General features: G+C 59.7%; 13 protein-coding genes. 9 read left to right on the forward strand and 4 right to left on the reverse strand.

Annotated elements, in window-relative coordinates; all coding sequences use genetic code 11:
- Nucleotides 1-71: 71 nt before the first annotated feature.
- Together choX and betC are read right to left on the reverse strand one after the other, a co-directional pair.
- On the reverse strand, nt 72-992 hold the full coding sequence (choX, locus tag KGB29_RS27410) for a choline ABC transporter substrate-binding protein (protein ID WP_154860837.1): 921 nt from the start codon (nt 990-992) through the stop codon (nt 72-74).
- Nucleotides 993-1,008: 16 nt separating this feature from the next.
- On the reverse strand, nt 1,009-2,523 hold the full coding sequence (gene betC / locus KGB29_RS27415) for a choline-sulfatase (protein WP_057712635.1): 1,515 nt from the start codon (nt 2,521-2,523) through the stop codon (nt 1,009-1,011).
- Nucleotides 2,524-2,637: 114 nt separating this feature from the next.
- Between betC and KGB29_RS27420 the strand changes: the two genes are divergently transcribed.
- On the forward strand, nt 2,638-3,588 hold the full coding sequence (locus KGB29_RS27420) for a choline sulfate utilization transcriptional regulator (RefSeq protein WP_150812660.1): 951 nt from the start codon (nt 2,638-2,640) through the stop codon (nt 3,586-3,588).
- Here the strand turns inward: KGB29_RS27420 and KGB29_RS27425 are convergent.
- Nucleotides 3,585-4,247, reverse strand: a complete 663-nt coding sequence (locus KGB29_RS27425; protein ID WP_154860836.1) for an NAD(P)-dependent oxidoreductase — start codon at nt 4,245-4,247, stop codon at nt 3,585-3,587. The two genes, KGB29_RS27420 and KGB29_RS27425, sit on opposite strands and share 4 nt — an antisense overlap.
- A gap of 86 nt (nt 4,248-4,333) precedes the next feature.
- Here KGB29_RS27425 and KGB29_RS27430 point away from each other — a divergent pair, with 86 nt between their 5' ends.
- Nucleotides 4,334-4,660, forward strand: coding sequence for a DOPA 4,5-dioxygenase family protein (locus tag KGB29_RS27430; RefSeq protein WP_154860835.1), 327 nt, complete (start codon nt 4,334-4,336; stop codon nt 4,658-4,660).
- Here the strand turns inward: KGB29_RS27430 and KGB29_RS27435 are convergent, their stop codons facing one another.
- Nucleotides 4,661-5,062: a GFA family protein gene (locus KGB29_RS27435; RefSeq protein ID WP_150812658.1), complete on the reverse strand. Its 402-nt coding sequence runs from the start codon at nt 5,060-5,062 to the stop codon at nt 4,661-4,663.
- A 418-nt stretch (nt 5,063-5,480) separates the two neighbouring features.
- On the opposite strand from KGB29_RS27435, the gene KGB29_RS27440 reads away from it, so the two are divergent.
- From KGB29_RS27440 to KGB29_RS27470, 7 genes are all read left to right on the forward strand, one after another.
- Nucleotides 5,481-6,788, forward strand: a complete 1,308-nt coding sequence (locus KGB29_RS27440; RefSeq protein ID WP_008045759.1) for a CitMHS family transporter — start codon at nt 5,481-5,483, stop codon at nt 6,786-6,788.
- 85 nt (nt 6,789-6,873) lie between these two features.
- Nucleotides 6,874-7,641 carry a TerC family protein gene (locus KGB29_RS27445; RefSeq protein ID WP_150812657.1) on the forward strand — a complete coding sequence of 256 codons (768 nt, stop codon included), beginning with the start codon at nt 6,874-6,876 and terminating at the stop codon, nt 7,639-7,641.
- Nucleotides 7,642-7,927: 286 nt separating this feature from the next.
- Nucleotides 7,928-9,586: a Na/Pi cotransporter family protein gene (locus tag KGB29_RS27450; protein WP_150812656.1), complete on the forward strand. Its 1,659-nt coding sequence runs from the start codon at nt 7,928-7,930 to the stop codon at nt 9,584-9,586.
- Nucleotides 9,587-9,642: 56 nt separating this feature from the next.
- Nucleotides 9,643-11,019 carry a M16 family metallopeptidase gene (locus KGB29_RS27455; protein ID WP_154860834.1) on the forward strand — a complete coding sequence of 459 codons (1,377 nt, stop codon included), beginning with the start codon at nt 9,643-9,645 and terminating at the stop codon, nt 11,017-11,019.
- 186 nt (nt 11,020-11,205) lie between these two features.
- The gene (locus KGB29_RS27460; RefSeq protein ID WP_102669507.1) at nt 11,206-12,234 is read left to right on the forward strand and encodes a DUF5924 family protein; all 1,029 of its coding nucleotides are present in this window, start codon (nt 11,206-11,208) and stop codon (nt 12,232-12,234) included.
- 54 nt (nt 12,235-12,288) lie between these two features.
- Nucleotides 12,289-13,437: an ABC transporter permease gene (locus KGB29_RS27465; RefSeq protein ID WP_150812654.1), complete on the forward strand. Its 1,149-nt coding sequence runs from the start codon at nt 12,289-12,291 to the stop codon at nt 13,435-13,437.
- A complete protein-coding gene (locus tag KGB29_RS27470) occupies nt 13,434-14,237 on the forward strand; it encodes an ABC transporter ATP-binding protein (RefSeq protein WP_057712625.1) in 804 nt (267 codons plus the stop codon). The genes KGB29_RS27465 and KGB29_RS27470 overlap by 4 nt, the downstream gene beginning before the upstream one ends.
- Nucleotide 14,238 lies beyond the last annotated feature (1 nt).

The following is a 14,238-nucleotide window of genomic DNA, read 5'->3' on the forward strand; positions in this document are numbered from 1 at the left end:
CTTCGCAATCGAACGGGGCGGTGCGGCGGTCCGACAAGCCCCCTCGCCACAAAGACCATATCGCCTCTGGTTTAGAGTTTGGCTTTGACCGCTGGCAAAGCATCCTTGCCATCCACTGTCTTCACCCCATCGAGCCATTTATCCAGCACGGCCGGGTTGGCCTTGATCCACGCCTTGGCCGCGTCGGCATTGCTGACCTTCTTGTTCACCACCTCGGCCATGATGCTGTTTTCCATCTCCTGAGTGAAACTCAGGTTGGTCAGCAGTTTGCCGACGTTCGGGCAGGCCTGTGCATAACCTTTTCGGGTCAGGGTATGCACGCTGCCGGTGTCACCGAAGTATTTCTCGCCACCCTTCAGATAGTGCATTTTCAGCTGCACGTTCATCGGGTGCGGGGTCCAGCCGAGGAAGGTCACGAATTTCTGTTTTTTCACCGCGCGGGACACTTCCGCCAGCATCGCCTGCTCGCTGGACTCGACCAGTTTCCACTGGCCCATGTCGAAATCGTTTTTCTTGATGATCTCTTGCAGTGAGATATTCGCCGGTGCACCGGAGCCGATGCCATAGATCTTGTGGTCGAACTTGTCGGCGTACTTGTTCAGGTCGGCAAAGTTATGCACACCCGCGTCCCACACGTAGTCCGGGACAGCGAGGGTGAATTCGGTGCCGTCGAGGTTCTTCGCCAGTTGCGTGACATCGCCGCTTGCGACGAATTTGTCGTAGAAGCCCTGCTGCGCCGGCATCCAGTTACCCAGGAACACATCGACCTGGCCGTCCTTCAACCCGCCAAAGGTGATCGGCACCGCGAGGGTGTCGACCTTGGCCTTGTAGCCCATGCCGTCCAGCAGAAACCCGGTGATGGCGTTGGTCGCGGCGATGTCGCTCCAGCCCGGGTCGGCCATCTTCACCGTCTCGCAACTCTGATCGGCAAACGCCGAGGCACTGCCCAGAGCCAGGAGCCCGACCGTCAGTACTGTGGATAACCTTTGCATGGACTTCCCCTTAACATTATTGGTTTTGGCAGGGTTGTGGATAACGTGCTTTACGTTCCAGATCGTCGAGGTCGATGTGGTTACGCATGTACTGCTGACTGGCGTCCACCAGCGGCTGGTGATCCCAGCTCTTGAGCTTGCCGAGGGTCAGCGCCTCGGCCACGAAGCGTCGGCGCCGCTGGCTGGCGAGCACCTGCTGGTGAATCGCCGGAATGTTCCATTTGGCCCGCGCTTCGGCGAGAAAATCGTCGAACAACTGGCGATGTTGCGGCGAATGACTGAGTTCTTCCAGTTCGCGAGGGTCATTCTGTACGTCGAAGAGTAGGCAAGGGTCGTCTTCGCTATAGATGAATTTGTAGGCACCGCGACGGATCATCATCAACGGGCTGACGGTGCCTTCGGCCATGTATTCACCGAACACTTCATCGTGGCCGCCCTGCCCTTGCAGGTGCGGAACCAGCGAGCGGCCGTCCAGCGGCAAGCCCGGTTCCAGCGAGCCGCCGGCCAGTTCGACGAATGTCGGCAACAGGTCCGCCGTGGAAACACTGGCGCTGACCCGGCCGGCGCCGAACTGCCCCGGTGCGCTGACCAACAGCGGCACCCGTGCGGCCATTTCATACCAGTGCATTTTGTACCAGAGGCCGCGCTCGCCGAGCATGTCGCCGTGGTCACCGGAAAACACGATGATGGTGTCATCGATCAGCCCGGTATCTTCGAGGGTTTGCAGGAGTTTGCCGACGTTGCTGTCGATATAGCTGCACGCGCCGAAATAGGCGCGACGGGCATCGCGGATCTTATCCACAGGCAGCGGCTTGTCCCACAGGTCGTAGACCTTGAGCAGACGTTGCGAATGCGGATCGAGGTCATGCGGGTCAGGGGTTGTAGGCAGCGGGATATCGGCATCGTCGTACAAATCCCAGAAAGCTTTGGGAATGGTGTACGGATCGTGCGGGTGAGTCATCGAAACGGTCAGGCAGAACGGCTGGTCGCCATCCTCGCGGATATGGTCGAACAGGTACTGCTGGGCCTTGAACACCACCTCTTCGTCGAAATCCAGTTGATTGGTGCGTACGCACGGGCCGGCTTGCAGCACCGATGACATGTTGTGATACCAGGTCGGGCGCACGTCCGGTTCATCCCAGTTTACCGCCCAGCCATAGTCGGCCGGGTAAATGTCACTGGTCAGGCGTTCTTCGTAGCCGTGCAACTGGTCTGGCCCGCAGAAATGCATCTTGCCCGACAGGGCGGTGCGGTATCCGAGACGGCGCAGGTAATGGGCGTAGGTCGGTACGTCAGCGGGGAAATCGGCGGCGTTGTCGTAGGCGCCGATCTTGCTCGGCAACTGGCCGCTAACCAGTGTGAAACGCGATGGCGCGCACAATGGGCTGTTGCAATAGGCTGAGTCAAACACCACGCCTTGTGCGGCGAGGCGACTGAGATTGGGCAGTTTGATGGGCGATGGGCCGTAGAACGGCAACATTGGCGCGGCCATTTGATCGGCCATGATGAAAAGAATGTTCTTGCGCTTCATGTGATCGCGGCATTCCATAGTGGATGTTTATGCGAGAGTGCTGGCGTTGAGAATGAAACCCTCGCACCTTGCGGTAAAGCCCATACGCGGCAATGACTAGGATAAGCACAGCTTATGTATGACGCCCTTGGTGACCTGTCACTGGATCTGCTTCGCGCCTTCGAAGCGGCGGCCCGTCAGCGCAGCTTCACAGCGGCGGCGGTTGAACTGGGCACCACGCAACCGGCCATCAGCCAGCAGATCAAGCGCCTGGAACAACAACTGGCAACACGCCTGTTCGACCGCATTTATCGCGGAATCGAACTGACAGAGGCTGGGCAGATTCTATTTGAGCAGGTTCAGCTCGGTTTGCAGAATATCGACGCAGGATTGAGCGCAATCAGCGCGCAGCAACAGCATGAAGTGCTGCAGGTGGCCACGGATTTTGCCTTCGCCGCCTATTGGTTGATGCCGCGTCTGCACCGCTTTCACGCGGCCAATCCGCAGGTGGATGTCAGCCTGGTCACCAGTGAACGCAGCCATAACATGCTACGTACCGATATCGATGTGGCGGTGCTGTTCGGCGATGGCCGCTTCAAGCAGGGTGAAAGCCATTGGCTGTTCAGCGAGGAAGTGTTTCCGGTGTGCAGCCCGCAGCTGTTGAGCGAGCGTCCACTGCCCTTGCCAGCCCAGGCATTGCTGGAGTTCCCTTTGTTGCACCTGCGTGGGGAACACAGCAGTAACTGGTTCGACTGGAGTGGTGTGTTCCGCGAGCTGGGCATCACCTCGCCCCCGGCGCCCGGGCAGTTGCGCTTCGATAATTACACCTTGCTGATTCAGGCGGCGATTGGCGGCCAGGGCGTGGCCATCGGCTGGCGCCACCTTGTGGATAACTTGCTGGCGCAAGGGTTGTTGTGTCGACCGATCGGCGAAACGGTGATGTCGAGGCTGGGTTACTACGTGGTTCTGCCCCAGCGCAAAAGACGCGGAGCATTGATCCAGCAGTTTGTGGATTGGTTGATGGCGGAACAGGCCAGCAGTGCGCAATCGCTCAACGGCCTGACGCTGCCGTCCATTGCGGTTTAACTGTCGGTTGCGATGAAGTTGACGTGCTCGCCGATGTGCAGGTTCAGGTGCAATTCATCGGCAATGCCCACGGCAGTGCGGGCCAGCCGTTTGAGCGGTTCAACCAACCCCGGTTCGGGGTTGCCACCGATGTTGGCAAAGTGTTCTATGGTCAGCCCTGGTACCCCGCGCGGTTCGTTAACCAGCGTCCACTTCAAAGGACTGCTTTGCAGTGCCTCGCGGATTTCCTCGGCGGCGTGACGTTGCAAGCTATCCTCGGTTTCCGGGTCGTCCAGCACGTCGAAATCACCCACCAGAAACAATCGGGCGATGTTTGCTGCCTGCATGCCATCGATGAGCGCATCCACTGCCAGCACCTGCTCGACCGGGCCGGGCACGATGGTTTTTTCCACGTGTTCGCTATTGAACGGTAACCCTGGTGCGTCCAGTAAGCAGATAACCACTGAACTGCCGGCCACACTCTGCTTGACCCGTTGCGCGTCGAACAGGTCGCCAGTCTTGGTGCGCAGCCCCGGGCGGGGTGCCAGCGCCGTCAGGTCATCGAGAATCGCGATCACTTCATGCTGGCGTCGCAGCATTTCAGCCATCAGCGCACTGCCCAGGCTACTCATGGCACCATAAAGCACCACTTTCACGACGGGGGTTTCGGCATTTTTCATGGCTGGGCTTCCTGTTTTCCAGCGTCTGTATAACGTTTGACCCGCAGGAAACGGCGAGGGTTCGAACAACTTTCAGAGGGATTCAGATGCAGCAGATAACGGGCTACCACGCCCACGTTTATTTCGATGCCAACACGATCTCGCAGGCGCGAGCCTTATGTGAACGGGCGGCGCAATTGTTTCCATTGAAAATGGGCCGCGTGCACGAGCGCCCGGTCGGTCCACACCCGGACTGGAGCTGCCAGTTGGCGTTCGAACCGCAGGTGCTGGGCGACGTTCTGCCGTGGCTGGCGCTGAACCGCAAGGGGCTGGTGGTGTTCCTGCACCCGGACACCGGCGACGATTTGCTTGACCACACCGAGCACGCGATCTGGATGGGCGCGATTCGGCCGCTGAACCTGTCTGTTTTTTGATCAGAGTGTTTCTTCAGCCTCGCCGGGCAAATGTTCGTCCAGATGCAGCCACGGCAAGCGGCTGTCGGTCCAGATGTGCCGCTCGGCTGGTGCTTGCTCAGGATGGTCGAGGGTGGCGATGGTCAAGTCGATGCTTTCCGGGCTTAGTTGCGTCGCTAGTGCCAGTTGCGCCCCACAGTGGCCGCAGAAATATCGCGCACAGGTGGATGAAGAATCGTACCGCGACGGCGTCCCGGCCAGCCATTGAAAGGCGGATGCCGGCACGGTTATCCAGGTAGTCACGATGCCGCCGCTGACCCGTCGGCAAATCGAACAATGACAGTGGGCGATATCGTGCAGCGGCCCGCTGAATTGATAGCGCAGTTGCCCGCAATGGCAGCCGCCGGTGTGAATTTTGTTCATGGCATTCCTCCCGATGCGTAATTACCGACGCCTTCGCGAGCAAGCCCGCTCCCACATTGGCTTTGTGTACGACACAGATCCAGTGTGGGAGCGGGCTTGCTCGCGAAGGCCGTAACTCGGTTCACCTTCATGCCCCAGTCCGACGACCGGTTGTACTTCCGGTCAACGCGTTCATCGCCGAAAGCTGGCTGAAAGCTTCCCCGATTAGGATCGCCCCCACTACCGGCAACAGACCGGTTGGCCAATGCCAGCGTTTTATCGCTCGCACAGCCCATTTAACAACAACAATGGTGATTCTGATGTCCTCTTCCATCCGCCGCTTCGCTGCAACTCCGCCCGTACGTCTCGTGCTTCCCGTTCTGCGCTGATCCCGCCTGATCCGCCCATTCCCTAGCCGCGCTACGCCTGGAGTATTCCCATGCTGACTTTCCTTGGCTTCGCCATGGTCATCACGTTCATGTTCCTGATCATGACCAAGCGCCTGTCTGCGCTGATCGCCCTGATCATCATTCCAATCATCTTTGCCCTGTTCGGCGGTTTTTCGCCGAAGATCGGTCCGATGATGCTCGAAGGCATTACCAAGCTTGCGCCAACCGGCGTGATGTTGATGTTCGCTATCTTGTACTTCGCCCTGATGATCGACTCCGGCCTGTTCGACCCGGCCGTGCGCAAGATCCTCAAACTGGTCAAGGGCGACCCGCTGAAAGTTTCGGTCGGCACCGCCGTTCTGGCGCTCGTTGTCTCCCTCGATGGTGACGGCGCGACCACTTATATGATCTGCGTGGCCGCCATGCTGCCGCTCTACAGCCGTATCGGCATGAGCCCGCGAATCATGGCCGGCCTGATCATCCTCGCCGGTGGCGTGATGAACATGACCCCATGGGGTGGCCCGACCGCTCGCGCCGCCAGTGCGTTGCATGTGGATCCGTCCGACATCTTCGTACCGATGATTCCTGCGATGCTGGCTGGTGTGGTGGCGATCCTGGTCATTGCCTACTTCTACGGCAAGCGTGAACGTGCGCGTCTGGGTGAACTGCACCTGGTGGGCGATGAAATCGACCACAGTGAAATCAGCGTTTCGCAGTTCCCGGATGCCCGTCGTCCGAAGCTGATCTGGTTCAACGGCGCCCTGACCCTGGCCCTGATGTGCACCCTGATCGCCGGCCTGCTGCCGTTGCCGGTACTGTTCATGGTGGCGTTCAGTATCGCCATGATCGTCAACTACCCTTGCCTGCAACAGCAGAAGGATCGCGTCGCGGCTCACGCCGGTAGCGTACTGGCGGTGGTCGGGTTGATCTTTGCGGCCGGTATCTTCACCGGTATCCTGACCGGCACCGGGATGGTCGACGCCATGTCGAAGAGCCTGTTGGCGGTGATTCCGGATTTCCTCGGCCCGTACCTGGCAGTGATCACGGCACTGGTAAGCATGCCGTTCACTTTCTTCATGTCGAACGATGCATTTTATTACGGCGTGTTACCGGTACTTGCCGAAGCCGCCAGCCATTACGGTATAACCGCAGTGGAAATGGCACGTGCCTCGATCGTCGGTCAGCCCGTCCACCTGTTGAGCCCGCTGGTTCCATCGACCTACCTGTTGGTGGCCCTGGCTGGCATCGACTTCGGTGACCACCAGCGCTTCACTCTCAAGTGGGCAGTGCTGGTTTGTATCTGCATACTGATTGCTGCACTGCTGTTGGGGACTTTCCCGGTGTTCAGCACTCTATAAGCCCAAGACTCACCACTTCGGGTCCAGGCTTCGCTGTTTGAAGCCCGGGCCCGTTTTGGTTTAACAATCGCTCAAAGGAATACACATGGAATGGCTGACCAACCCTGAAATCTGGGTTGCCTTCTTCACCCTGACCGCCCTGGAAATCGTCCTGGGTATCGATAACATCATCATGATTTCGATCCTGGTCAGCCGCATGCCCAAACACATGCAGGCGCGCACCCGGATTTTCGGTCTGGCGCTGGCCATGATCACGCGAATCCTGCTTCTGCTGTCGATCACCTGGGTCATGCGCCTGACGGCGGACCTGTTCGTAGTATTCGACCAGGGTATTTCCGGACGCGACCTGATCCTGTTCTTCGGTGGTCTGTTCCTGTTGTGGAAGAGCTCGCAAGAGATGTACCACGCGCTGGAAGGTGAAGACGAAACCAACGAAGAGCCTTCGGGCAAGGGCGGCAACTTCCTCTACACCATCATCCAGATCGCGATCATCGACATCGTGTTCTCCCTGGACTCGGTGATCACCGCAGTCGGCATGGTCTCCCACGTACCGGTCATGGTTGCGGCAATCATCGTGGCCGTACTGGTGATGATGTGGGCATCTGGCACCATCAGTGAGTTCATCGACAAGCACCCGTCGCTGAAAATGCTGGCGCTGTCGTTCCTGCTGATCGTCGGTACGGTGCTGATTGCCGAATCCCTGGACGTGCACGTGCCAAAAGGCTACGTCTACTTCGCCATGGCGTTCTCGCTGGCGGTGGAAGCGATCAACATCAAGATGCGCACTGCCATCGCGAAAAAGAAGAAACAGCAGGATCCGGTAAGGCTGCGCAAGGACATCCCGGGCCAGTAACCCGGTAGTACGCAACACCCTGTGGGAGCGGGCTTGCTCGCGAAAGCGGTGTGTCAGACAACATTAATGTCGACTGACACGACGCCTTCGCGAGCAAGCCCGCTCCCACTTTGTTTTTGCGGGTTGCTTAAACCGGATTTCATGACAGTTTTGTTTCAATCGCGTCTTTGGCTATGCGATGCTGGCGCGCAGACCGTTAGCCAACTACAGCTTAAGTACAGAACGTAGAACGTCGCGCGGTACCGTCAACTTGCTCCTTTGGGGCGCTACACCACAGGGGGTCATTATGCTCACCCTGCTCAATTTGCTTTCTGCCGTGGCCCTGCTGATCTGGGGCACGCACATCGTCCGAACCGGCATCCTGCGGGTCTACGGCACCAACTTGCGCCATGTCATCAGCCATAACATGTCCAACCGCTGGCTGGCTTTCCTCTCCGGGATCGCCGTGACGGCGATGGTCCAGAGCAGCAACGCCACCGCCATGCTGGTCACCTCCTTTGTCGGCCAGGGCCTGATGGCGCTTACGCCAGCGTTGGTCACCATGCTCGGTGCCGATGTCGGTACGGCCCTGATGGCGCGGGTGCTGACGTTCGATCTGTCGTGGTTGTCGCCGTTGCTGATTTTTGCCGGGGTGATCTTCTTTCTGTCGCGCAAGCAGACCCGACTCGGACAGATGGGCCGTGTCGCCATTGGCTTGGGGTTGATCATTCTGGCGCTGCAACTGATTGTTGAAGCCGCGCACCCGATTACCCATGCCAAAGGGGTGAAGGTGATTTTCGCCTCGCTCACCGGCGATATCCTGCTCGACGCCCTGGTCGGCGCGCTGTTCGCGATGCTTTCCTATTCCAGCCTGGCCGCTGTATTGCTCACCGCGACCCTGGCGGGCGCCAACGTGATCAGCCTGCCGGTGGCCATCGGGCTCGTGATCGGCGCCAATATCGGCAGCGGCATACTCGCGTTCCTCAGCACCAGCATGCAGAACGCCGCCGGGCGCCAAGTGGCGCTGGGCAGCCTGCTGTACAAACTGATTGGTCTTTTACTGATCATTCCAGTGCTCGATCCGCTGGTGCACTGGCTCGATGGCCTGGATTTCAGCCCTCAGGAAATGGTCATTGGCTTTCACCTGCTCTACAACATCGCGCGTTGCCTGATCTTGCTGCCCAGTGTTGGGCCGATGGCCAGGTTTTGTGCCTGGGTGCTGCCGGAGCGCCCGCTAGTCAACGGTACGGCCAAGCCCCGACACCTTGACCCCACGGCGTTGGTCACCCCCGGTTTGGCGCTGGCCAACGCAGCCCGGGAAACCCTGCGCATGGGCGACCTGATCGACAACATGCTCGAAGCCATGCTCGACGTGTTGCGCGGAAAGCAAACCGCCGTCACCCAGGAAATGCGGCGCCTGACCGATGATGTCGAAGCGCTCTACAGCGCGATCAAGTTGTATCTGGCGCAAATGCCCCGGGAAGATCTCAGCGATCAGGACAGCCGGCGTTGGGCGGAAATCATCGAACTGGCGATCAACCTGAAACTGGCCAGCGACTTGATCGAACGCATGCTGCGCAAGGTCCAGCAGCAGAAAACCTCGCAGCGCCGGTCGTTTTCCGAAGTGGGGCTGGACGAATTGACCGGGCTGCAAACTCAGTTGATTTCCAACCTGCGGCTCGGGATGTCGGTGTTTCTCAGTGGCGACCCGGAAAGTGCCCGCCAGCTGGTGCGTGAAAAACGTCGTTTCCGCGCACAGGAACGGCGCCTGGCTCACGCTCATGTCAGCCGCTTGCAACGTAAAATCGTGCAAAGTATCGAAACCAGTTCGTTGCACCTGGAGCTGATCGCCGACATGAAGCGTCTTAATTCGCTGTTTTGCAGCAGTGCCTACGTGGTGCTGGAAACATCGGACACAGGTGCGCTGGTGGTCGACGATTTGAGTGACATCACTCATTCACCCTGAACGTCCACAGTTGCCTGAAGTCTGTTGAACTTACGCTAGCCGTACGGAAGCTCGTTATGCGTTGTCTGTTGTTCGCCTGCCTGTTGCTTGGTTCATTCCCGTCATTCGCCCTGGATCGCTTCCAGGTCGAGGGCTACACCCTGCGCAACGGTTTGCAGTTGCTGCTCAAGCCCGGCACTGACCACGGGCATGTGGCGATCCGGCTGGTGGTCGGCGTTGGCCTGGACGATTTCAAGTGCGAAGAAAAGGAGTTGCCGCATCTGCTGGAACACTTGTTGTTCAGCGGTATCGACGCCAGCGGCGAAGGCGGCCTGGAAGAAAGCATGCAGGCTCTGGGCGGCGAGTGGAACGCGTTCACCAGTAATGCCGATACGACTTTCGTCATCGAAGCCCCGGCGAAAAACCAGCGCAAGGTTCTCGACCTGTTGCTGGCGCTGCTGACCCAGACCCGCTTCGACGACAGTGCCATCAACGCGGCCAAGCAAGTGGTCGAGCGTGAAGACGGCGGCCATTACTCGCACCTGCAACGCTGGCTCGATCGTCAGGACCTCGGCCACACGGCCAGCAAACAACTGGCCGTGGAATTGGGCCTCAAATGCCCGGAGCGTGCGCAAGTCGATGACCTGACCCGTGAACAACTGGAGCAGGTGCGCAAGGACTGGTATGCGCCGAACAACATGACCCTGATCGTGGTCGGCGACCTCGACAAGTTGCTGCCATCCTATCTGGAGCGGGCGTATGGCGCGCTGGAAGCGATCACCCCTGGCGAGCATCCGCCGCTGCCGCAAATCCAGGCCAGCGCCACCCATGAGCGCACCTTGACCCACAGTCTGGTCGGCAACGGCGCCAAGTTGCACTGGCTGGTGCCGGAGCCGGTACTGGAGGATGGGCACGATGAAACCTTCGATTTGCTCAAGGACTATCTGGATTGGGCGCTTTATCGCCAGTTACGCCTGGCTCACGGTTTGTCCTACGGCCCGTGGGCGGAGCGCGAGGTGTTCGGCGGCGTAGGTTTCATGAGCCTCAACGCCGACCTTGAGCGCGACGCCGTGGCCGATGCCGAACAAGTACTCGAGGACCTGAAGGCCGGCCTGCTCAAGGACGGCCTCAATGCCGACACCTTCAACCGCCTCAAGCAGGCCGCGATTGCCCGCCAGGCCTGGGCCGTACAAGGCAACAGCGCGTTGGCCGACTACTACTGGAGCGCGATCGGTAACTACGAGGACGGTCACTTCACCAACCCGGCCCGGGAGCTGCAAGGGGTGACCCTGGAAGAAGCGAACAAGGCCGTGCGCGAATTGCTCCTGCAACCAGGGTATTTGCGGATCGAGAAGCCTTTGTTCAGTTATGACCAGTTGATGTGGCTGGTGGTCGGTGGGGTGGGCTTGATCGTGTTGATGTTGGTGGGCTGGCGTTTGCACCGCAGGAAGTAACCATTCCATGTGACAACGGACTGAGAGGCCTTGCCGGTTCCCTGTGGGAGCGAGCTTGCTCGCGATAGCGGATTGTCAGCCGCCGAAAATGTTGGATGTGCCGGCCTCATCGCGAACCCTCGCCACAGCGCCGCACCAGCGGTACCCTGTCGAGGTTTTTTCCTACGACGACTGTGAAACCAACGAATGCAAAACCTATCCCTTTTCGTACAGCGCATCCTTGATTTGATGAAGCGGTACCCTGGGGTCATTGCGCTCTTTGGTTTCATCTCCGGGGTGGGCAGTTTCATTCTGGTCGATCGCCAGCAAGGCCTGGCGAGCTGGATCACCACCATCATGCTGATCAGCTGGATCTGGCTGATGCTGGAAAACAGCCTGACCAAGCTGTTCACGCGCATCTTCAAGCGCGAAATACCGGAACCGTTGTTGCGTTACGCAACGCAGATGATCCATCAGGAAAGCCTGTTCTTTGTCCTGCCGTTCTTCTTCATCACCACGACGTGGAACAGCGGCCAGTTGTTTTTCACCGGGTTGCTGGGCGTGGCGGCGCTGATTTCGATCGTCGACCCGCTTTACTACAAGTGGCTGGCTCCACGGCGCTGGGCGTTTCTGGCCCTGCACACCCTGACCCTGTTCGCCGCGCTGCTCACCGCATTGCCGGTGATCATGCACCTGACCACCGCGCAAAGTTTCAAATGGGCACTGGGTATCTCGGTGCTGCTGTCGTTCCCGAGCCTGGCGTCGATCTTCCCGATTCGTACCCTGCGCAATGCGCTGGCGATCTTGAGTATCACCCTGGGCATCGGCGCCGTTGGTTGGGAGCTGCGCTCGTGGGTGCCGCCGGCGACGCTGTGGATGACCGACGTGGCCATCAGTACGCAAATGCAGGATCGCACACCCGGTGCCAGCCTCGACGAAGTCAGCGCCGAACAGATCCGTAATGGCGGGCTTTACGCGTACACCGCGATCAACGCCCCGCGTGGCCTGGACGAACGGATTTATCACGTCTGGAAGTTCAACGGTAAAGAGGTCGACCGCATTCCCCTGGATATTCGTGGCGGGCGCAAGGAAGGTTACCGGGCCTGGACCCACAAGCAGAACTTCCCGGGCAACCCGGCCGGTAAATGGCAGGTTCGGGTCCTGACCGAAGATGGCCAGGTCATTGGCGTGCTTCGCTTCAAGGTCACGGACAGCACAGCGATCAAAGAAAAGTAGTCCGGTTCGTGCTATTACGTAGAGCTGCGTAATCACTGAACAAGCACGGAGCTTATGATCAGCAGCACGATGGCCGGCAACGCCCGATTGGACTCCTCGATTACCCCTGCGCGGTTGCGGGTGACGGGCGACTGGACGCTTGCCCATTACGCTGACCTCAAGCTGTTGAGCGAAAAACTCCACGGCCAGTACGACGCCAACACCCCCATCGACCTCAATGGTCTCGGCGCCCTCGACACCGCCGGTGCCTCGCTGTTGGTCGAGCTGCTCGGCTCCGAGCGCCTCGGTCGTTCTGCCGAACATCCTGATTGCACACTCTCTGCTGCGGATCGGGCGTTGCTGCAAACCGTCTACTGCTCGTTGACCGATTTCTGCGTACCGATCAAGGAACCGGAAGTCAGCGTTTCCATTCAGTTGCTGACCCGCATTGGCCGCGCGGTGGACACTGTCTGGCAGGACACCCTGCAACTGCTGGGTTTCGTCGGCCTGATCATCGAAACCATCGTCCGCGGCCTGTTCCGTCCCAAGCGCTGGCGCGTCACGCCGATGATCGCCCATATCGAACAGACCGGTCTCGACGCCGCCCCCATCGTTGCGTTGCTGACTTTTCTGGTGGGCGCCGTGGTGGCGTTTCTCGGGTCGACGGTGCTGGCCACTTTCGGCGCCACCGTCTTCACCGTGGACCTGGTGGGGTTTGCCTTCCTGCGCGAATTCGGTGTGCTGCTGACCGCGATCCTGATGGCCGGGCGCACCGCCAGTGCGTTCACGGCGCAAATCGGTTCGATGAAGGCCAACGAAGAAATCGACGCCATCCGCACCCTGGGCCTCGATCCCGTGGAGTTGCTGGTGGTGCCGCGGGTCCTGGCGTTGCTGATCGCCCTTCCGATGCTGACCTTCCTGGCGATGCTGTCAGGGATTATCGGCGGTGCCGTGGTCTGCGCGGTGGCGCTGGATATCTCGCCAGCGATGTTCCTGTCGCTGCTGCAAACGGACATCGGCGTTCAGCACTTTCTGGTGGGGATCGTCAAAGCGCCGGTGTTCGCCTTCCTCATCGCCGCCATCGGTTGCCTCGAAGGCTTCAAGGTCAGTGGCAGCGCTGAGTCTGTGGGCGCGCACACCACGTCGAGTGTGGTGCAGTCGATTTTCGTGGTGATCGTGATGGATGCGATCGCCGCGATGTTTTTCATGGAGATGGGTTGGTGAGTCGTATCCCCAGAGCGCCCTCCGAGGCGGTGATCGAAGTCCGTGGGTTGTGCAACCGTTTTGGAAGCCAGAGCGTGCACGAGAACCTCGACCTGGACTTGTACAAGGGCGAGATCCTCGCCGTGGTCGGCGGCTCCGGCAGCGGCAAGTCGGTGCTGCTGCGCAGCATTGTCGGGTTGCGCCAGCCCAGCGAAGGCGTGGTGAAAGTTTTCGGGAAAAACCTGCCGACCTTGTCCGAGCACGAGCGTTCGCTGGTGGAGCGGCGATTCGGCGTGCTGTTCCAGAAAGGCGCGCTGTTCTCTTCACTGACGGTGACCGAGAACGTCGCCCTGCCGCTGATCGAACACGCCGGCTTGAGCCGCAACGACGCCGAGCACCTGGCGGCGGTGAAAATGGCCTTGGCCGGGTTACCGCTGTCGGCCGCAGAGAAGTACCCCTCGTCGCTGTCCGGCGGCATGATCAAGCGCGCCGCGCTGGCCCGGGCATTGGCACTGGACCCGGACATCCTGTTTCTCGACGAACCCACCGCCGGTCTCGACCCGATCGGCGCCGCCGCGTTCGACCAATTGATCCTGACCCTGCGCGATGCTTTGGGCCTGAGTGTCTTTCTGGTGACCCACGATCTCGACACGCTCTACACCATCACTGACCGGGTGGCGGTGCTGGCGCAGAAAAAAGTGCTGGTGGCGGACGCCATCGACAAGGTTTCGGAAACCAACGATGCGTGGATTCACGAATACTTCCATGGCCCTCGTGGCCGCGCGGCATTGACGGCCGCCCAACAGCTCAACGAGGTCTGAC

It is taken from the genome of Pseudomonas sp. BF-B-30, from assembly GCF_019956305.1.
GTDB classification, from domain to species: Bacteria; Pseudomonadota; Gammaproteobacteria; order Pseudomonadales; family Pseudomonadaceae; genus Aquipseudomonas; species Aquipseudomonas jessenii.